Origin of the sequence: Gemmobacter sp. 24YEA27, from assembly GCF_030052995.1 — a bacterium.
GTDB lineage: Bacteria > Pseudomonadota > Alphaproteobacteria > Rhodobacterales > Rhodobacteraceae > Pseudogemmobacter.
This window is the reverse complement of sequence record NZ_JASJPW010000001.1, coordinates 3,444,795-3,463,095: the sequence shown is the minus strand read 5'-3', so window position 1 is coordinate 3,463,095 and position 18,301 is coordinate 3,444,795. Positions and strand designations below refer to the sequence as shown.

The window sequence follows — 18,301 nt, the reverse complement described above, 5'->3', positions numbered from 1 at the left end:
CCGTTATCACGCGGAATTTGATCAAAAAGCAAGAGGGCGGCGCGGGATCAGCCCCAGGCGCCTTCGAAATCCGCAGGCACCAGCAGGTTGTGGCGGCCCAGATCCGCCACATCCCGCTCGCCACAAAGCGCCATGGTGATATCCAGCTCGTCCCGGATCACCTCAAGCGCCCTGGTCACGCCTGCTTCGCCCATCGCGCCCAGCCCGTAAAGCCAGGGCCTGCCGATCATGCCGCCGGTCGCCCCCAATGCCAGGGCTTTCAGCAGGTCCTGGCCCGAACGGATACCGGAATCGAGCCAGACCTCGCAGCGATCCCCGACCGCCCGCACTATCGAAGGCAAGATCCGGATCGAGGACAGCGCGCCATCCAGCTGCCGCCCGCCATGGTTCGAGACCACGATTGCATCGGCGCCCATATCCGCCGCCATTTGGGCATCCTCGGCGTCGAGAATTCCCTTGAGGACGAACTTCCCCTGCCACTGGTCGCGGATCCGCCGCACCATTGACCAGTCGAGTCGCGGCTCGAACTGCTCCCAGGTCCAGGCGTTGAGGCTTGCAAGGTCGTCGACCCCTTTCACATGGCCCATGATATTGCGAAATGTGCGGCGCTTTGTGCGCGCCATCGCCAGGCACCAGGCCGGGCGGGTCATCATATTGAGAATATTGGGCAAAGTCAGCCGGGGCGGGGCGGTCAGCCCGTTTTTCAGATCCTTGTGGCGCTGCCCGATGACCTGCAGATCCAGCGTCACCACCAGGGCGGGGCAGCCCGCCACCCTGGCCCGCTCGATGATGCCGTCCACGAAATCCTCATCGCGCATGACGTAAAGCTGGAACCAGAACGGCCCCACACCCACCTCGCTGAGGTCTTCGATGGAACAGATCGACATGGTCGACAGCGTGAACGGCACCCCGAAGCGCTGCGCCGCGCGCGCGCCCAGAATCTCACCATCCGCCCATTGCATCCCCGCCGACCCGGTGGGGGAAATCGCCAGAGGCATCGCCACCTCATGCCCGATCATCTCACCGCCCAGCCGGCGGTCGGACAGATCGCGCGCCACCCGTTGTCTGAGCCGGATCTGCGCGAAATCGGCAGAATTGTCGCGGAAGGTCTGCTCGGTATAGCTGCCGCTTTCGCAGTAATCCCAGAACATGCGCGGCACCCTCGCCTGATGCAGGCGTCTGAGATCCTCGATACAGGTGATGACCGGCATGGCGGGTTCCTTCACGGCGCTGAGGTCTGGCTTAATGTGGCAGATCCGCCGCCTCAAGCGCGGCGCGGGCGATCAGGGCCGGAATCTCCGGATGCAGGCCGAGCGCCGGCAGGATCTGCCCGGAAAATCCCGCCTGCGCCAGGGCTTCGGGCAAATCGTGAAGAACATGGCCGCCTGCCATGGCGAAAAACGGCAGGCACACGGCATCCGCGCCCCAGCCCGCGACATCGCGCAGAAAGGGTGCCTCTTCGATAAAGCCACACTCGACCCGGCGCGCGCCGCTTTCCGCCGCGATCCGCGCCGCGACGTCGCGTGCCACTTCCGCCGGGGCGGGTGAGCGCCCCGAGCCATGCGCGGCCACCAGCACCTCCGCCGCGCCGCTTTCCGCAGCGATCCGCACCGCAAGATCCTGCACTGCCTGCATCATCCCCATCGGCGTCATTTGCCGCCAACCCGTCACTCCGGCGGCCTCGAGGCGCGCGGGCACAGCCACTGATGTGAACCAGCCCGCCGCCATGAACAGCGGAAAGACCAGACCCGGATCCTCGCCCTGCAGCCGCTCCAGCGCGCCCGGCTCTGCCAGTGTCGCCGCCAGAACCCGCCAGCCCGGCAGATGCGCCGATACCAGCTTCGCCAGCGCCTCCACCTCTGCCGCCGCGGGCATTGGATCAGAGGGCTGGCCATGCGCAAGGATCAGCAAAGAGCGGGAGCTGCCCCCTTCCTCTTGATCCAAATACTCAAATACGGCGTCAGCCACAGGCAGACCCTCTCAGAAATGCGCCCGGATCACATCCGCAAACAGCTGCGCCATCACAGGCGCCGCCTCGGCCTCGTAATGGATCCCATCCACGGCAGAGACCCCGATCTTGCCCGCCAGATCGACGAAAGGCAGCCCGTTTCGTGCCGCGACAGCCCCGATTTCACGGCCCAGATGCTGTGATTTCGCCTCGCCCCCGGCAAAGATCTGTGCCAGCGGACCGATCTCGCGAATGGGCGGCGGCGCTACCAGAACCACGCCGGGTGCGCCCCCCATCGGGCCGGCGCCGCTCGCGCGGATCACCCGCACCAGCCGTTCCAGCGACAGCGCGACATCGCCGGCATTGACCGAGAACCGCTGTTTCAGATCATTGGTCCCGAGCATCAGCAGCACGACATCAATCGGCCGGTGGCTTTCGAGGATCGAGGGCAACACCGTCAGCCCGTTGCGATGCGCGCCCTCAATCGGGTCGTCATGCAGCGTCGTGCGCCCCGGATGGCCTTCGGGGATCACCTCCCAGCCGTCGAGATCGGCGGCAAGCAGGCTTGTCCAGCGGTGGCGATGCGCGAAACGCCCCATCGCGCCCAGCTCCGCCATCGGCATCGTGCCATGGGTGTTGGAATCGCCGTAAAGCAGCAGGGTCTTTGTCATCCGCTCACCTCGGTATTTGCAGGATCGAATATCACTTTGCCATCCACTGCGACCACCGGCGCCGCAGGCAGGCGCGGCAGGATCGCGGCCACCGTGACTGAAGGGCGGCAAAGCTTTGTGCCCTTTGAGGTGACCACGAAGGGGCGGTTCACAAGGATCGGATGGGCGATCATCGCGGCGATGATCACGTCTTCGCCGACACCCGGCGCGGTCAGGCCCAGCTCCGCAGCCTGCGTCCCCTTGTCGCGCAGGGCGTCCCGCGCGGTGATCCCGGCATCGGCGAAAAGCCCGCGCAGCTGTGCCTCGGCCCAGCCGGTTTTCAGGTATTCCACCACCAGGGGATCTTCCCCGGCGGCGCGCAGGATCGCCAGCACATTGCGCGAGGTGCCGCAGGCCGGGTTGTGGTAAATCGTGCTGACAGCGCTGGTCACGGGATCACCTCGAAGCGGTCGACATCGATCATGCCGTGATCGGTGATCTTCAGATGGGGAATCACCGGCAGCGCGAGGAACGCGAGCTGCAAAAACGGCTCTTCCAGCACGACACCGAGGCTTTGCGCCGCCGCGCGCAGCCGCACCAGCGCGTCGCGCACGGCTTCAAAAGGCTCAAGGCTCATCAGACCCGCGAGCGGCAGCGCCAGTTCGGCCAGAACGCGGCCGCCCTCGACCACCACGAACCCGCCCTCAATGTCCGAAAGCCGGTTCGCCGCCAGGGCCATATCGGCGTAATCGGCGCCGACGACCGCGATGTTGTGATGGTCATGGCAGACGGTCGAGGCAATCGCGCCGCGCTGCAACCCAAAGCCTTTGACAAAGCCGGTGGCGCGGTTGCCGTTCCTGCCATGCCGTTCGATCACCGCAATGCGGATCAGGTCGCGGGTGAGATCGGGGCGCTTGTCGCCATCTTCCGGGGCGATATCGTATTTCAGGAATTCAGTGATGATCTTGCCGGGCAGAATGCCGATCACCGGGGTCTCGACCCGGTTCCCCGAACAGCGGAAATCGGCGGGCGAGACGCGTGGCGCTTTGACCGAATGGCGCGCGACCGCGGGCGTGGTCTCCCTTGCGGCAAAGGCCGTCTCCGACAGTTCCACCCCGCCGGCGAAGACCCGGGCGACGCGGCAGGTCTCGAGCCCGTCGATCACCGCGATATCGGCGCGTTTGCCGGGCGCGATCAGCCCGCGATCCTTCAGCCCGAAGGCTTCCGCTGCCGAGAGGCTCGCCGCGCGATAAACCGCAAGCGGCGGGCAGCCGAGGCTGATCGCGGTGCGGATCAGGTAGTCGATATGGCCATGTTCGGCGATATCCAGCGGGTTACGGTCATCGGTGCAAAAACACAGGTAAGGCGAATGCCTCTCGGTCAGGATCTCTGCCAGCGCGTGCAGATCTTTTGAGACCGAGCCTTCGCGGATCAGCACCCGCATCCCTTTGCGCAGCTTCTCCAGCGCCTCTTCGGCCGAGGTCGCCTCGTGTTCGGTGCGGATCCCGGCGGCGATATAGCCGTTCAGATCATTGCCGCGCAAAAGCGGCGCATGGCCGTCGATATGGCGGCCCTGAAATGCCGCAAGCTTGGCGATACAGCCCGGGTCTTTCATCAGGACACCGGGGAAATTCATGAATTCCGCCAGCCCGATCACGCGCGGATGATCCATCAGCGGGATCAGGTCTGCGGCTTCGAGCTTTGCGCCTGCCGTCTCCATATGGGTCGAAGGCACGCAGGAGGAAAGCTGCACGCGGATATCCATCAGGGTCTGCGCTGACGCATCAAGGAAATAGCGTATGCCTTCAATGCCGCAGACATTGGCGATCTCATGCGGGTCACAAATCGCGGTCGTCACCCCATGCGGGCCGACACAGCGGTCAAATTCAAAGGGCGTGACCAGCGAGCTTTCGATATGGAGATGGGTGTCGATAAACCCCGGCACCAGGATCTGACCGGCAAGGTCGATCTCGCGCCTGCCCTGCCAGGTGCCGAATGTGCCGACGATTGTGTCGCCGCAGATCGCCACATCGCTTTCCACCAGATCGCCGGTGATCAGATCAAAGAACCGCGCGCCCTTCAGCACCAGATCAGCCGGCACAAGCCCGCGCCCCTGGTCGATCCTGTTTTCAATCTGATGGCCTGGTTCAGCTCTGGTCTCAGCGTCTGGCATAGCGGCACCCCCTGCGCGCAGGAAAGCCGATCCCGTGACCAAGGTCCAGAGCGCCCGACCCGTAACCTTTTGCCGGTTGGCGCTTCGGGCTTGCCTCGTCGGGCGGTCCATGGTCAGAACAGGGGGCAGAGAGAGGAAAGCCCATGCGCCCCTTGCGCGGTATTGCCCTTAAACTGGGATCGGTTCTGATCTTCATCCTGATGTCGGCGCTGGTCAAAACCACCTCCGACAGGGTGCCGGGCGGCGAGGCGGTCTTCTTCCGGTCCTTCTTTGCGATCCCGGTGATCGTGGCCTGGCTGGCGATGCGGGGCGAATTGCGGACCGGATTCTACACCGCCAATCCTATGGGCCATGTCTGGCGCGGCTTTGCCGGCACGATGGCGATGGGGCTGGGCTTTGCCGGTCTTGCCTATCTGCCATTTCCCGAAGTGACCGCCATCGGCTATGCGGCACCCCTGCTGACCGTGGTCTTTGCCGCGATGTTTCTGGGCGAGAATGTGCGGCTGTTCCGGATCTCGATGGTGCTGATGGGGCTTGTGGGTGTCCTGATCGTCATCTGGCCGCGTCTGACCATCCTGCAAGGCGGCGTGCCCGGTAAGGGCAGCCATGCCGAGGCTTTCGGCGCGGTCATCGTGCAGACCGGTGCGGTCTTTGCCGCCCTGGCCCAGGTTTTCATCCGCAAGCTGGTCGCGACCGAGAAAACCGCGACCATCGTCTTCTGGTTCTCGGTCACCGCAACATGTCTGTCGCTGTTCACCATCCCCTTCGGCTGGGTCTGGCCGACCCCGCGCGAGGCGATCACCCTGATCGCCGCCGGCCTGATGGGAGGGGTAGGGCAGATCCTTCTGACCTCGGCCTATCGCGAGGCCGATGCCTCGCTGGTGGCACCGTTTGACTATGCCTCGATGATCTTCGCGCTGGCGATCGGCTGGTTCGTATTCCAGGAAATGCCGACCTCGACCATGCTGACCGGGGCGGTGCTGATCATCGTGGCCGGGATCATGATCATCTGGCGCGAGCGTCGCCTCGGACTGGAGCGCGCCCGCCAGCGCAAGGCGATGACGCCACAGGGCTGAGCCCCTGACCGCCGTCAGGCGGAATGAGCGCCTGCGGCCAGCGCCGCGACCTGGGCCAGGACCTCGGCCACCGGGCGTTTCTCGCCCACGCTTTTCACAATCGCCGAGCCGACAACGCTGCCATCGGCGATCGCCGCCATGGATTTCGCCATTTCGGGTGTGTTGATGCCAAAGCCCACCACCACCGGCAGATCGGTCGACGCCTTGATGCGCGCAATGTCGGGCGCGATATCGCTGGCCTGTGGCACGGCCGAGCCGGTGATCCCGGTGATCGACACATAGTAAACAAAGCCCGAGGTGTTTTGCAGCACTTTCGGCAGCCGCTTTGCATCGGTCGTCGGCGTGGCGAGGCGGATGAAATTGATCCCGGCCGCCTGGGCTGGCAGGCAGAGCTCCTCATCCTCTTCCGGCGGCAGATCGACCACGATCAGCCCGTCGATCCCGGCCGCTTTCGCCTCGGCGACAAAGCGGTCGACACCATGCGAATAGATCGGGTTGTAATAGCCCATCATCACGACGGGCGTGGTCTGGTCGCCCTCGCGGAAGGCACGCACCATTTCCAGCACCTTCGTCAGGGTCATCCCGGCTTCCAGCGCGCGCTGGCCGGCGGCCTGGATGGTCGGCCCGTCGGCCATCGGATCGGTAAAGGGCATGCCAAGTTCGATGATGTCGACCCCGGCGCCCGGCAGGCCGCGCAAGAGCGCAAGCGAGGTCGCCTCATCGGGATCGCCTGCCATGATATAGGAGACGAAGGCCTTTTTGCCCTCAGCGCGCAGCCTGGCGAATGTGTCGTCGATCCTGGTCATCTGCAGCTCTCCCGAAACCGGGCCCGAAGCCCGGGCTTTTGGCCATGATTTGCCGAAAGCCCGGCAGAAAGGCAATGCTTCACCGCAGGTTTTCAGGTGTCCTGCGCGCTCGAATCCCCGGGCGGGCGGCTCTCGCGGCGATTTCACCCGCATCTTCCTTGATCCCGCGCCCGCTCTCGTCTAACTGGCCCCATCAGCTATGGAGGGCCGGAAATGGGCTTTAAGATGGGTATTGTCGGCCTGCCGAATGTGGGGAAGTCGACCCTCTTCAACGCGCTGACCAGAACCGCTGCGGCCCAGGCCGCGAATTTCCCCTTCTGCACCATCGAGCCGAATGTCGGCGAGGTCGCGGTGCCGGATGCGCGGATCGACAGACTGGCGGCGATTGCCGGCTCGAAACAGATCATCCCGGCGCGGATGACCTTTGTCGATATTGCGGGCCTCGTGCGGGGCGCGTCGAAAGGCGAAGGGCTCGGGAACCAGTTCCTCGCCAATATCCGCGAATGCGATGCGATTGCCCATGTGCTCCGGTGCTTTGAAGATGGCGACATCACCCATGTCGAAGGCCGTATTGACCCGGTCGCCGATGCCGAGACCATCGAGACCGAGCTGATGCTCGCAGATCTTGAAAGCCTGGAACGCCGCCGCGCCAACCTCGCGCGCAAGATCAAATCGGGCGACAAGGATGCGGCGGACCAGGACCGGCTGCTGGCCCAGGCTCAGACCGCGCTTGAGGCGGGGCAGCCCGCGCGCACGGTCAAAGTGCATGAGGATGACCAGAAACAGTGGAAGCTCCTGCAGCTTCTGACCGCGAAGCCCGTGCTTTACGTCTGCAATGTCGAAGAGGCCTCGGCAGGCGCCGGCAACAGCCAGTCGGCCCGTGTGGCAGAGATGGCGAAGGCTCAGGGTGCCGGTACGGTGGTGATCTCGGCCCGGATCGAAGAGGAGCTGGCGCAGCTTCCCGAAGAGGATGCGCAGGTCTTCCTTGAGGAAATGGGACTGGAAGAGGCGGGCCTCGACCGGCTGATCCGCGCGGGCTATGCGCTTCTGGGCCTGCAGACCTATTTCACCGTCGGCCCGAAAGAGGCCCGCGCCTGGACGATCACCAAAGGCATGCTGGCGCCCCAGGCCGCCGGTGTGATCCATGGCGATTTCGAGAAGGGCTTCATCCGCGCAGAAACCGTCGGCTACGATGACTATATCGCCGGCAAGGGCGAGGCGGGTGCGAAAGAGGCGGGCAAGTTCCGCGTCGAGGGCAAGACCTATGAGGTGAAGGACGGCGACGTGCTCCACTTCCTGTTCAACGCCTGATGGATCATGGCGGCGGGCTCAGCCCGCTGCCGACACCCTGATGCGCGAGCGGCGCGCGACGCCGCCCTGCATCGCCCAGCGGCCCAGCGGGGCCGCCATGCCAATGAGCTGCGGCGCCGCCGGAAAGCGCGGCCGTGCGCCCTCCGGGTAAAGCGCCTGAACAGATGCGGGCAGGATTTCGAACCCCGACCGCGTCACCATTTTGCGAAACAGCCCCAGCACGGCAGGTTTGACCGGCGCGGTCGAGATCACCCGTAACACCTCGGCCACGCGGTCGTCAAAGCGCAGCTGAGGCACCATGCCGGTCAGATAATCCTGCACCGAGGCCGCGGTCACCGGCACATCGCGCGCGCCCAGCATCCGCGCCACCAGCGCCATTTCCGCGAAATAGCGATCCTGATCGGCCACTGGCATATCCGGTTCGGTAAAGCGCAGATGGGCGGCGAGAAAGCCTGACACTTCCGCCACATGCACCCAGGTCAGCAGATCCGGGTCCGAGGCGCGATAGGGGCGTCCCGTGGCATCCTGGCCCGCAACCCGGTCATGGATGCGGCGGACGCGCGCGATCAGCGCCTCGGCCTCGTCGCGCGCGGCATAGGTGGTGCCGGCGATGAACTGGGAGGTGCGCGCCAGCCGCCCCAGAACATCAGCGCGGAAATTCGAATGGTCCCAGACACCGGCAATCGCCAGCGGGTGCAGCATTTGCAGCATCAGCGCCGAGACGCCTCCCACCACCATCGGCACGAAATCGGCATGGACCCGCCAGCAGACCGCGTCCGGCCCGAAGAGCCCGGGATCCCCCAAAGGCGCGTCAAACCGGATCTGACCGCTGCCGGTCATCTTCAGAATATTGCCGGCAATCAGTTTTCTGAGCGGTTCCAGTGCCATCATGCATCCGGTCGGGGTGGCTTCGCCCGCACCCTGACCCGCGCCCGAAGCACAGGCAAGCCCGCTTTCCCGATGTTGTATGCCCAGGGAGCGATTGCTATGAGGGGGCGTCCCCCGCAAAGGAGCCCGGAAGTGGAAGTCAGGATTCTCGATCCCCGCCTGAATGACTGGGGACTGCCCCGCTATCAGAGTGCAGGTGCCGCTGCGATCGATCTGGTGGCCTGTATCGACGCGCCGGTCCTGATCGCGCCCCAGGCGCCCGCGGTGCTGGTGAAATCGGGGATCGCGCTGAACTTCGGTGATATGTCGCTGGCGGCTCTGGTGCTGCCGCGTTCGGGGCTGGGGCATAAGAAGGGCCTTGTCATGGGCAATGGCACCGGGCTGATCGACCCCGACTACACCGGCGAGATCATGGTCTCGGTCTGGAACCGCAATCCGGCGGGTTCGGATCCGATTGAGATCAACCCCGGCGAGCGGATCGCGCAGATGATCTTCGTGCCCGTTTTGCGCCCTGATTTCCGGGTGGTCGAGGCGTTTTCAAACGAGACCGCGCGCGGCGCGGGCGGGTTCGGCTCTACCGGCGGCTGAGGCATCCGAGGCTTAAACCCCTGAGGCTTAGGCGCAGTTCAGGCCCTGGAGGCAGAAGATGTTCGACAATCCGACGGTGTTCTTCCTTCTGGCCATTCTGCTCGGCACCGGGCTCGGGCGGGGCGCGACCATTGGGATTGCGCTGTTCTGGGCCGCGCTCCAGGCCGGGATCGGCTGGTATGGGGTCGAGCGCGTCAATCTCCAGCTTGGCTGGGACAGCCGCTATTTCCTCGTGCTGGGATCGGTGGTGGTGCTGGTGCAGTGCTACCGCCACCTCCTGCGGTATTTGCGCGATGAGGCGGGCAAGACCGCCCCGCAGGAGCCGCCTCGGGAAGAAGGGCCGTTCACGCCCGCCGAGGTCAGCCGCTATGCGCGCCATATCTTTCTGCGGGAGATCGGCGGTCAGGGGCAGCAGCGCCTGAAATCCGCGAAAGTTCTGGTGGTGGGGGCAGGCGGGCTTGGTGCGCCGGTGCTTTTGTACCTCGCCGGGGCCGGGGTGGGCGAGATCGCAGTGATCGACGATGACCTGGTCGAGCTCAGCAATCTGCAACGCCAGATCATCCATGCTGACGCACGGATCGGGATGCCCAAGGTGTTTTCCGCCGAGACTGCTATGAAGGCGCTGAATCCGTTTATCGAGGTGCGGCCCTATCACCGCCGGCTTGATGCCGCCGTGGCCGGGGCGTTGATCGCCGATTATGACCTGGTGCTGGACGGCACCGACAATTTCGACACGCGCTACCTTGTGAACCAGACCTGCGCGCGGCTCGGGAAACCGCTGATCACCGGCGCGATGACGCAATGGGAGGGGCAGCTCTCGCTCTGGGATCCGGCCCAGGGCGGCCCGTGTTTTGAATGCGTCTTTCCCGAACGGCCGGCGCCCGGGATGGTGGCCTCCTGCGCCGAGGCCGGGGTGGTGGCGCCGCTGCCGGGCGTGATCGGCGCGATGATGGCGCTGGAGGCGGTGAAACATATCACCGGCGCGGGTGAGGGGCTGAAGGGGCGGCTGATGATCCATGATGCGCTTTATGCCGAAACCCGGATGATCCGGGTGAAAAAGCGCAAGGGCTGTGCCTGCTGCGGCGGCTGAGACGGCTCAGACCTGAAGCCCCTCTTCGGTGACGATGGCATCAAGGCCGATATCATGCGGCTGCGGGTGGATGCTCGTCAGTTCCGCGCTGTGAAACCCCACCCCGATCGTGAAAGGGCGCGGGTCCAGCGCCGCGAGCGTGCGGTCGAAATAGCCACCGCCATAGCCGAGCCGGTAACCCTTCCGGTCCCAGCCGACCAGCGGCGCGAGGCTGATATCGGGCCGGACATGTCCGGGCGCAGCGGGGACGAGGATGTTCCAGTGCCCGCGTTCCATCGCGGCGCCTTTCGTCCAGCGCCGGAAGACCAGCGGCGCGGCGCGGGTCTCGACCACCGGCAGCGCGAGGTGCAGCCCATGGGCCTCAAGCGCCAGCATCCAGGGCCGCAGATCCGGCTCGGCCCTGATCGGCCAATAGCCCGAGAGGATCAGCCCAGGCCTGAGCAGGCCACGTTCCACAAGCAGCCGGTCGAGATGCAGCGCCAGCGCCGCTGCCACTTCCTGACGCCGGGCCGCAGACATCAGGTCGCGGGCCGCAAGCCGCTCTGCGCGCTTATACCGCCGCCAGGCGGGCAGGTCATCTTCGGGCCGGATCTCGGTCATCGCATTCCCCCACAGCCAGGTAACCTGGTGCCAGGTCCACCATGCCGGATCCTGATCGGATCTGCGTGCCATTTGCGCGGTCTTTACACGCCTTTGCGCCATTTTTCGCCGCCGGCCCGGGCTTGTCAGCACGCAGCCCCGTCGTCATAGTCCCGCGTACCAGCCGCAGGAGATGAGCAATGACCCCCTCCCAGACCTTCAGAATCGCAACCGCTGCGTTTTTTCTGACCGGGATGGCGCTGGCGCCGATGGCCATGGCCGAGACGTTGCCGGATCTTGGCGGCCGTGAGATCGTGGTTGCGACCGAAAACACCTATCCGCCGCTGCAATATATCGGGCCCGAGGGCAAACCGGTCGGCTGGGAATATGATGCGGTCACCGAGATCGCCAGACGGCTTAATCTGACGGTGAAATACGAGAATACGAGCTGGGATGCGATGATCCCGGCGATTTCGGCGGGCCAGTATGATGTCGCGATGAATGGTATCACCATCAAGGAAGAACGGCTGGAGGCGGTTGATTTCTCGCAGCCCTATATGCTGTCGCAGATGCTGATGGTGGTCCGGGGCGATGAGAGCCGCTTTACCGATGCGGCGTCATTTGCGGCGGACAGCGATTTTCTCATGGCCGCGCAGCCCGGCACGACGCCCTTCTATGTGGGGGTCTATGACGTGCTGGACGGTGATGAGAAAAACCCGCGTATCGTGAAATTCGAGACTTTCGGCGCGGGTCTTCAGGCGCTGCGGGCCGGTGACGTTGATCTGGTTCTCTCGGACAGCACTGCCGCGCATGGCTATGTCGAGACATCGGGCGGTGCGCTGAAGATCATCGGCGCGCCGCTGGGGGCAGAGGAGTTTGGGTTCATCTTTCCGAAAGGCTCGGATCTGGTTCAGCCCTTCGATGCGGCGATCAGCGCGATGGAGGCGGATGGAAGCCTTGAGGCGCTGAACCGCAAATGGTTCTTTGACACCAGGGATGGCGGCTGAGAGCGGCCGGACCAAGCCCGGTGAGAGGGCGTCGCACGCAGGAATCCGGGCCGGATTTTCCCTGGTGGCTGCTGGCACTTGGCGGGCTCCTGTTGTGGCTTTTCGCGGAAATTCTCTCGGATGAGCATTACCGCGCCGCGCTGGTGATGCTGTCCGAAGGCATTCGGATCACCGTTCTGGTCTCGCTGACGGCCTTTGGGGGCGCCTGTCTTCTGGGCCTTGCGCTTGCGATGATGGCGCTGTCGCGGCGGATCTGGCTCAGGCAGATCGCAAGGTTCTATGTCGAACTGATGCGCGGCATTCCGATGATGGTGCTGCTTTTATATGTGGCCTTCGCGCTGGCGCCTTTGCTGATCCTTGGTGTGAACCGCGTTGGTGGCCTGATCGGAGCCGAACCCCTGACCACCCGCGATTTCCCGCTTTTGTGGCGCGCGGTTCTGGCGCTGGTGCTGGCCTATGGCGCTTTTCTGGCCGAGATATTCCGCGCCGGCATCGGCGCGGTCAATCAGGGTCAGACCGAGGCCGCCGACGCACTTGGCCTGAGCCGCTGGCAGCGTTTTCGCCTGGTGGTCTTCCCCCAGGCCTTCCGGCTGACCCTGCCGCCTTTGGGCAATGATTTCATAGCGATGGTCAAAGACAGCTCGCTGGTAGCGGTACTGGGCGTGACCGATATCGCGCAGTTGGCCAAGGTCGCCTCCTCGGCCAGTTTCCGCTATATGGAGACCTATAATGTGGCGGCGATGCTGTATCTGGTGATGACGCTGGGCCTGTCGCTCGGGCTTCGATGGCTGGAGCGGCGGCTGGCTGTGCGGCGTGGGTGAGGGGGCTCTGCCCCCGTGGCTCAGTTTGGGGGCTCTGCCCCCGTCGCCCCTTGCGGGGCGCCTCCCCCGGGATATTTAGAGACAGATGAAATGGCTGAGGTTTGCGCGATGAATGTGCTTTTGGAAAACTGGGACACGCCTTTCGGGTTGCCGCCTTTTGCGCGGATCCGGGATGAGGATTTCGCGCCGGCTTTCGATGCGGCACTGGCGGCGGCGCGGGAACGTATTGGCGCGATCAGTGCCGGCGAGGCGCAGGATTTTGCCGGGGTGATCGAGGCACTGGAACTGGCGGAGCGTGAACTCGATCAGGTGGCGGGGGTGTTTTACAATCTCGCCGGTGCGGAGTCCAATGAGGCGCGCGAGGCCTTGCAGCGCGAACTGGCGCCGAAGCTGAGCGCGTTTTCCTCGGAAGTAACCAACAACAAGGGGCTGTTTGCGAAGATCGAAGCGCTTTGGCAGGCGCGCGCGGATCTGGGGCTGACTGCAGAGCAGCTGCGGGTGCTGGAGCTTTATCGGCAGATGTTCGTGAGATCGGGCGCTGGGCTCGGCGGCGCGGCGGCGGCACGTCTGACCGCCGTGAAGTCGCGGCTGGCGAGCCTTGGCACCAGCTTCAGCCAAAATCTTCTGGCCGATGAGCGCAGCTGGTTCATGGAGCTGGCCGAGGATGATCTGGAAGGCCTGCCGGGCTTTGTGATCGAGGCCGCGCGCGCGGCAGGGGCGGAGCGCGGGCTTGGTCCGGTGGTGACGCTGTCCCGTTCGCTGATCGTGCCGTTTCTGCAATTCTCGCCCCGGCGCGGCTTGCGGCAAAAGGCATGGGAGGCCTGGGGGCAGCGCGGCGCCAATGGCGGGGTGACCGACAATCGCGGCATTGCCGCCGAGACGCTCGCCCTGCGCGAAGAACGGGCAAAGCTGCTCGGCTATGCGGATTTCGCGCATTTCAAGCTGGAGCCGGAAATGGCGAAGACGCCCGGGGCAGTCCGGGATCTGTTGATGCGGGTCTGGGCGCCGGCGCGCAAAAAGGCGCTGGCGGATGGCCAGGTGCTGGAGGCGATGCTGCATGCCGATGGCATTCAGGGGCCGCTGGAACCCTGGGACTGGCGCTATTATTCCGAGAAGCGGCGGCTTGCGGACCATGATCTCGATGAGGCGGTGATCAAGCCCTATCTTTCGCTTGATGCGATGCTGGCGGCGATGTTCGGCTGTGCCACCCGGCTTTTCGGTCTGGAATTCCGCGAGCTCGACGGGCCGTTCTACCACCCGGATGTGCGCGGCTGGGAGGTGACCCGTGACGGCCGCCATATCGCAGTTTTCCTCGGCGATTATTTCGCGCGCGGCTCTAAGCGGTCGGGGGCCTGGTGTTCCGCGATCCGCTCGCAGCGCAGGCTGGGCGGTGATCAGCGCCCCATCGTGGTCAATGTCTGCAACTTTGCCAAGGGGGATCCGTGCCTCTTGTCTTATGACGATGCGCGGACCCTGTTCCACGAATTCGGCCATGCGCTGCATCAGATGCTGTCGGATGTGACCTATGGCTTCATCTCGGGGACCAGCGTGGCGCGCGACTTCGTCGAACTGCCGAGCCAGCTTTATGAGCACTGGCTGGAAGTGCCGGAAGTGCTGGAGGAATATGCTCGTCATTACCAGACCGGCGAAGCGATGCCCGCAGATCTGCGCGACCGGCTGCTGGGGGCCTCGACCTTTGATCAGGGCTTTGCCACGGTCGAATTTCTCGCCTCGGCTCTGGTCGATCTGGAATTCCATTCCGGCCCCGCGCCCCAGGATCCGATGCAGAAACAGGCCGAGGTGCTTGCCGCGATCGGCTTGCCGCATGCGATTCCCATGCGCCATGCCACGCCGCAATTCGCACATGTGTTTTCCGGCGATGGGTATTCCTCGGGCTATTACAGCTATATGTGGTCGGAAGTGATGGATGCCGATGCCTTTGCTGCCTTTGAAGAGACCGGCAATGCCTTTGACCCGGAAATGGCGGCAAAGCTTGAGCGCTTCATCCTCTCGGCCGGTGGCTCGGAAGACCCGGAACAGCTCTATCTGAAGTTCCGCGGCGCCATGCCTGGGGTGGAGGCGCTCCTGAAGGGCAGGGGGCTTCTCGAGCCGGTCTGACCCCTCAAAGGCACATCGCCGCAGAAACCCGCGTCCTGGTCAGCCCCGGAGGTTGCCATGACGTGGGATTTTGTGCATTGAAGGCGCGGTCGGTCCCGTGGCTCAACTGGATAGAGCAGCCCCCTCCTAAGGGGCAGGTTACAGGTTCAAGTCCTGTCGGGATCACCACATAGCTTGCAGAGCGTTGTTTTTGTTGAATTAAAATCACCGTTTACTGGTATTTTTTAATTCGTTTACAGCGTTCTGTTCTTGTTCCGCCCCGATTACCACGGCTTTGCGACTTGCTGCCCGGGTATAGGCTTCTGCTTCCGCCAGGCTCGCATGGCCACCCCAAGCCATGATCGCATGGGCTGATCCTCCTGATTCCGCGATTGCTGAAAGGCGATACTTTCTGAGCCCGTGAGGCGTCTTGCCAGTTATTCCAGCAGCCACGGCGGCCGCAGTGATGAAGTTCGACAGCCCTTTTACGGTTCTGGATTTGCCCAATGACGTTTCGAGCAGGGTGAAGCCGGCAGTTGCCATTACGATGGCGCGCACTTCTTCCCGTTCCGTTTCCCACGCTCTCGCCCAGGCGGGCAGAGGCGAGGTCCAAGGCACATGTGCAAGCCCGCCGGTTTTTTGTTGGCGGAACGACAGCAGCCCATCGCTGGCAATATGTGATCGGCACATGGTTGCAGCATCGCTCACCCGTGCGCCGGTCCATGCCAGAAGTTCGAAGGCGGCGCGCTGACGGGTTCCGGGGCGCCAGTGTTCGCGAAACCTGTCCACGTCATGCTGTGACCACGCGGCGTGGCCGGGGCTTTTCGTCTGCGCCTTCTTGATCCCGAGGCTTGGATCGGTCTCGATGACATTGTCGACCTTTGCTTGCGCAAAGATAAGGCGCCAACATTTAAGGCTGGCATTGGCGGGATTGGGGTCGAGCGTTGCGAGGTCGGCCGCAATGTGTTTCTCGCGCAGACCTTTGACGGGAAGGGTGCCATGGGCGCCCTCAATACGTTCCAGATGAAATCTGAGGCTGACCTTGTAGGTCGTGGACAGACCTTTCCAGCGTTTCGATGCGCGAACGTTCCGCACCATCATTGCGACTGAACCCTTGTCCAGCTTAGGCGCATAGTCCGGCACTGTCGCCTCGGCCCTGGCCCAGGCGGCTATAAATTCCGGGTGGGTTTCGGGGAGATCCGGCAGGCGTGTACCAGTCGGCCGGTGGTAACATAGCACCTTGTCCCCGCGGCGGATCCTTTGCACCCGGGGCAGCTTCACCGCTTCAATCCGAAATGCTGATCGCAAAGATCTACCTCGTCGGCATTTGCCTTGTCGCCTTCATAGGGCAGTTCAGACGCATATCGGTCAAGGTCGAGGCGATCAAATAGCTTGCGACCGCCCATAATGCGGCGAGGGATCTCCAGCGCGCGAAGCGTGGTCTCGCTGACGCCCAGATATGTTGCGGCCTCTTGCGACCCTAGCAAGCGGGGCTGGTAGCTGACTGGTGCGTGCTTCCCCATTATGCCGCTTCCTCCCTCACCATCAGATGGGCGCAGTTCGCCCGGGTCATTTCGGGATCTCCGGGTTGCAGTCCGGGCACTGCTCAAGGATCAAGTGGCTATCCAGAAACCGGGTGTCCTCGCAGCGCGCGCAATTCGGCGCCGGTTTCGCGAGCTGGCCTGTGCCGGTCAGAACGCGGGCAGGTTCCTCCATCCGGATGACGTGCTGGGCGAGTTCGCCGATGGTGATGCCGGCTTTCAGCGCTGCAATGATCGCGGCAAATGCGAGAACCTGCGCTGCTGCGGCAGGATCGTCCCAGCAGACTTCAATGGTCTCCTCGGCTATGGCGAGACTGCCTTTGCAGGTGTGGGGAATGGTGTGGCCATCCATAATCAGGCCTCACGCAGCGGCTTGAAGTCTGCGCCGTCGCGGGCAACGCGCTCACGCAGTTCAGCGACATGTTCTTGCGCGTCTTCGAGGGATTCGAACTCATCCGGCCAGTAGGCATCACCAGACTGGTCGGCGACATCGCCTTCCCAGAAGGCAAGGATATCGGCGAGAGTTGCTGCATGCTCCTCGCAAAAATTCGCATCGTCAGCGGGCTGGTACTTTTCGCCTTCGTGGATGGATCTGCCGCAGTTCTCACAGACATAAAGCTGAACACGATCATCCATTAGCGATCTCCATCAGCGTCTCGGCATGGCAGGGCGATCCCGGCTTGCACCAGCATGCGAAGCAGTGACCGCGCAGGGCGGGCAGGCGCTCAAGGACTGCAATGCGCAGCTCTTCGAGGGCGTCGATGCAGCGCGTCACATCCGGCCCGCTCAGGCCTGCGGGCAGATAGGGGTTACCGGTGCGCAGCCAGTCAGCGTGAAGCGCAACCGCGCGTTCCGGCGTCAGGATCTCGCTCATGGGGATCGGCGGATACCAATCCATTTTCCCCTGCAGTGATCCGTTCGGGATGCGCAAGCCACTGGGCTCGCCCGGTACCCATGGATTGCCAAACATGGTGGAACGGTCGCAGCGTACGGTATTGGCCGGCAGGCGCGAGCCTTTGGCGCGTGAAAGCTGGACGCGGGAGGATGGGGTATGGTCGCGCATGATCATCCCATCTCCCCGCAGCCGCTACCAACCTGGCCATGCTCGCCCGGCGCAACGAAGTCCTGCCAGTGAACCCAGCCTCGCGGGCAGTGGAAGCCCCATTCGCGGACCTTCGGGCCGGTGATGAAAAGGGTCTCGCACGGCTGGCCGTCGATCAATTCCAGACGGTGAGCGAAATCCGGGCCGCGATACACGCACTCGCCAGCGCGGATGATGCGCGCGCCGTCGGCAGTGATTTCGCGCAACTGGCCTGCGATCATCACCGAAAAACTTGGCCAAGGGTGATCGTGCAGGGCGCGGTCGTCGTCGTCGCGCAGGATGCGGTGGTAGTAGACGTTGAAGACCTCGTTGCGCGGGATCATCCACCAGCGGAGCATGTAGGGGCGCTCAGCGGTGCCGATGATGAAGTCGGGCTCGCGGTCGGGCGGCAGGCTATGCGGGGCGACTGATCCAGCATCACTCGATCCCCGCGGTAATCCGGTGGCGCGGGCGGCGCCGCATCTCGGCGATGGTCTCGCGCATGGTGGGCGGAGTGGTATCGCCCTGGCACCATGTCCAGTCGGTCAGGCCAAGGTTTGGAGCCATACGCACCGCCTGCGAGAAGCTGTCGCAGGGCCAGTGGCGGCCGGTTTTATCGCAATGCAGGGTCATATCGGTTCCTGG

Annotated in this window: 22 protein-coding genes and 1 tRNA gene; 8 read left to right on the top strand and 15 right to left on the bottom strand. The window is 64.0% G+C overall.

The genetic code is table 11. From position 1 onward, the window contains the following. Positions 1-47: 47 nt before the first annotated feature. The 5 genes from QNO18_RS17205 to ade form a co-directional block, all read right to left on the bottom strand. Entirely contained in the window at positions 48-1,211 is a 1,164-nt protein-coding gene (locus QNO18_RS17205; RefSeq protein WP_283178676.1) for an alpha-hydroxy acid oxidase, read from the bottom strand. A gap of 31 nt (positions 1,212-1,242) precedes the next feature. Continuing rightward, a complete protein-coding gene (locus tag QNO18_RS17200) occupies positions 1,243-1,911 on the bottom strand; it encodes a CbiX/SirB N-terminal domain-containing protein (RefSeq protein WP_349293873.1) in 669 nt (222 codons plus the stop codon). A gap of 69 nt (positions 1,912-1,980) precedes the next feature. Beyond that, the gene (locus QNO18_RS17195; RefSeq protein WP_283178675.1) at positions 1,981-2,619 is read right to left on the bottom strand and encodes a GDSL-type esterase/lipase family protein; all 639 of its coding nucleotides are present in this window, start codon (positions 2,617-2,619) and stop codon (positions 1,981-1,983) included. After that, positions 2,616-3,050, bottom strand: a complete 435-nt coding sequence (gene arsC, locus QNO18_RS17190) for an arsenate reductase (glutaredoxin) (RefSeq protein ID WP_283178674.1) — start codon at positions 3,048-3,050, stop codon at positions 2,616-2,618. Before arsC ends, QNO18_RS17195 begins: the two co-directional genes overlap by 4 nt. Next, positions 3,047-4,771 carry an adenine deaminase gene (gene ade, locus QNO18_RS17185; RefSeq protein WP_283178673.1) on the bottom strand — a complete coding sequence of 575 codons (1,725 nt, stop codon included), beginning with the start codon at positions 4,769-4,771 and terminating at the stop codon, positions 3,047-3,049. The genes arsC and ade overlap by 4 nt, the downstream gene beginning before the upstream one ends. A gap of 143 nt (positions 4,772-4,914) precedes the next feature. Here ade and QNO18_RS17180 point away from each other — a divergent pair, with 143 nt between their 5' ends. Continuing rightward, positions 4,915-5,847 carry a DMT family transporter gene (locus QNO18_RS17180; protein WP_283178672.1) on the top strand — a complete coding sequence of 311 codons (933 nt, stop codon included), beginning with the start codon at positions 4,915-4,917 and terminating at the stop codon, positions 5,845-5,847. A 14-nt stretch (positions 5,848-5,861) separates the two neighbouring features. Here the strand turns inward: QNO18_RS17180 and trpA are convergent, their stop codons facing one another. Then, a complete protein-coding gene (gene trpA / locus QNO18_RS17175) occupies positions 5,862-6,653 on the bottom strand; it encodes a tryptophan synthase subunit alpha (RefSeq protein ID WP_283178671.1) in 792 nt (263 codons plus the stop codon). A gap of 213 nt (positions 6,654-6,866) precedes the next feature. On the opposite strand from trpA, the gene ychF reads away from it, so the two are divergent. Next, entirely contained in the window at positions 6,867-7,964 is a 1,098-nt protein-coding gene (gene ychF / locus QNO18_RS17170) for a redox-regulated ATPase YchF (protein WP_283178670.1), read from the top strand. 18 nt (positions 7,965-7,982) lie between these two features. On the opposite strand, the gene QNO18_RS17165 is transcribed toward ychF, so the two are convergent. Continuing rightward, entirely contained in the window at positions 7,983-8,852 is an 870-nt protein-coding gene (locus QNO18_RS17165) for an oxygenase MpaB family protein (protein WP_283178669.1), read from the bottom strand. A 99-nt stretch (positions 8,853-8,951) separates the two neighbouring features. Here QNO18_RS17165 and dut point away from each other — a divergent pair, with 99 nt between their 5' ends. Continuing rightward, a complete protein-coding gene (dut, locus tag QNO18_RS17160; protein WP_283178668.1) occupies positions 8,952-9,440 on the top strand; it encodes a dUTP diphosphatase in 489 nt (162 codons plus the stop codon). Positions 9,441-9,498: 58 nt separating this feature from the next. Then, positions 9,499-10,530 (top strand): molybdopterin-synthase adenylyltransferase MoeB, encoded by a 1,032-nt coding sequence (gene moeB / locus QNO18_RS17155; RefSeq protein WP_283178667.1) that lies wholly within the window; start codon positions 9,499-9,501, stop codon positions 10,528-10,530. A gap of 6 nt (positions 10,531-10,536) precedes the next feature. On the opposite strand, the gene QNO18_RS17150 is transcribed toward moeB, so the two are convergent. Further along, the gene (locus tag QNO18_RS17150) at positions 10,537-11,202 is read right to left on the bottom strand and encodes a 5-formyltetrahydrofolate cyclo-ligase (RefSeq protein WP_283178666.1); all 666 of its coding nucleotides are present in this window, start codon (positions 11,200-11,202) and stop codon (positions 10,537-10,539) included. Positions 11,203-11,363: 161 nt separating this feature from the next. Here QNO18_RS17150 and QNO18_RS17145 point away from each other — a divergent pair, with 161 nt between their 5' ends. The 4 genes from QNO18_RS17145 to QNO18_RS17130 all read left to right on the top strand — a co-directional run bounded on the left by QNO18_RS17145 (position 11,364) and on the right by QNO18_RS17130 (position 15,223). Continuing rightward, a complete protein-coding gene (locus QNO18_RS17145; protein WP_283178833.1) occupies positions 11,364-12,116 on the top strand; it encodes a transporter substrate-binding domain-containing protein in 753 nt (250 codons plus the stop codon). A gap of 20 nt (positions 12,117-12,136) precedes the next feature. After that, positions 12,137-12,937 carry an amino acid ABC transporter permease gene (locus QNO18_RS17140; RefSeq protein WP_283178665.1) on the top strand — a complete coding sequence of 267 codons (801 nt, stop codon included), beginning with the start codon at positions 12,137-12,139 and terminating at the stop codon, positions 12,935-12,937. A 90-nt stretch (positions 12,938-13,027) separates the two neighbouring features. Further along, entirely contained in the window at positions 13,028-15,055 is a 2,028-nt protein-coding gene (locus QNO18_RS17135; protein WP_283178664.1) for a M3 family metallopeptidase, read from the top strand. A 91-nt stretch (positions 15,056-15,146) separates the two neighbouring features. Continuing rightward, positions 15,147-15,223: transfer RNA gene (locus QNO18_RS17130), tRNA-Arg, on the top strand. Positions 15,224-15,259: 36 nt separating this feature from the next. On the opposite strand, the gene QNO18_RS17125 is transcribed toward QNO18_RS17130, so the two are convergent. The 7 genes from QNO18_RS17125 to QNO18_RS17095 form a co-directional block, all read right to left on the bottom strand. After that, entirely contained in the window at positions 15,260-16,315 is a 1,056-nt protein-coding gene (locus QNO18_RS17125; RefSeq protein ID WP_283178663.1) for a site-specific integrase, read from the bottom strand. Continuing rightward, positions 16,312-16,557: a helix-turn-helix domain-containing protein gene (locus QNO18_RS17120; RefSeq protein WP_283178662.1), complete on the bottom strand. Its 246-nt coding sequence runs from the start codon at positions 16,555-16,557 to the stop codon at positions 16,312-16,314. The genes QNO18_RS17125 and QNO18_RS17120 overlap by 4 nt, the downstream gene beginning before the upstream one ends. Before the next feature lie 46 nt (positions 16,558-16,603). After that, positions 16,604-16,927, bottom strand: a complete 324-nt coding sequence (locus QNO18_RS17115; RefSeq protein ID WP_283178661.1) for a hypothetical protein — start codon at positions 16,925-16,927, stop codon at positions 16,604-16,606. A 2-nt stretch (positions 16,928-16,929) separates the two neighbouring features. Continuing rightward, entirely contained in the window at positions 16,930-17,211 is a 282-nt protein-coding gene (locus QNO18_RS17110; RefSeq protein WP_283178660.1) for a hypothetical protein, read from the bottom strand. Next, positions 17,204-17,638: a DUF4326 domain-containing protein gene (locus tag QNO18_RS17105; protein ID WP_283178659.1), complete on the bottom strand. Its 435-nt coding sequence runs from the start codon at positions 17,636-17,638 to the stop codon at positions 17,204-17,206. The genes QNO18_RS17110 and QNO18_RS17105 overlap by 8 nt, the downstream gene beginning before the upstream one ends. A gap of 2 nt (positions 17,639-17,640) precedes the next feature. Next, positions 17,641-18,015, bottom strand: coding sequence for a hypothetical protein (locus QNO18_RS17100; protein WP_283178658.1), 375 nt, complete (start codon positions 18,013-18,015; stop codon positions 17,641-17,643). A 79-nt stretch (positions 18,016-18,094) separates the two neighbouring features. Further along, positions 18,095-18,289, bottom strand: a complete 195-nt coding sequence (locus tag QNO18_RS17095; protein ID WP_283178657.1) for a hypothetical protein — start codon at positions 18,287-18,289, stop codon at positions 18,095-18,097. Positions 18,290-18,301: the final 12 nt, after the last annotated feature.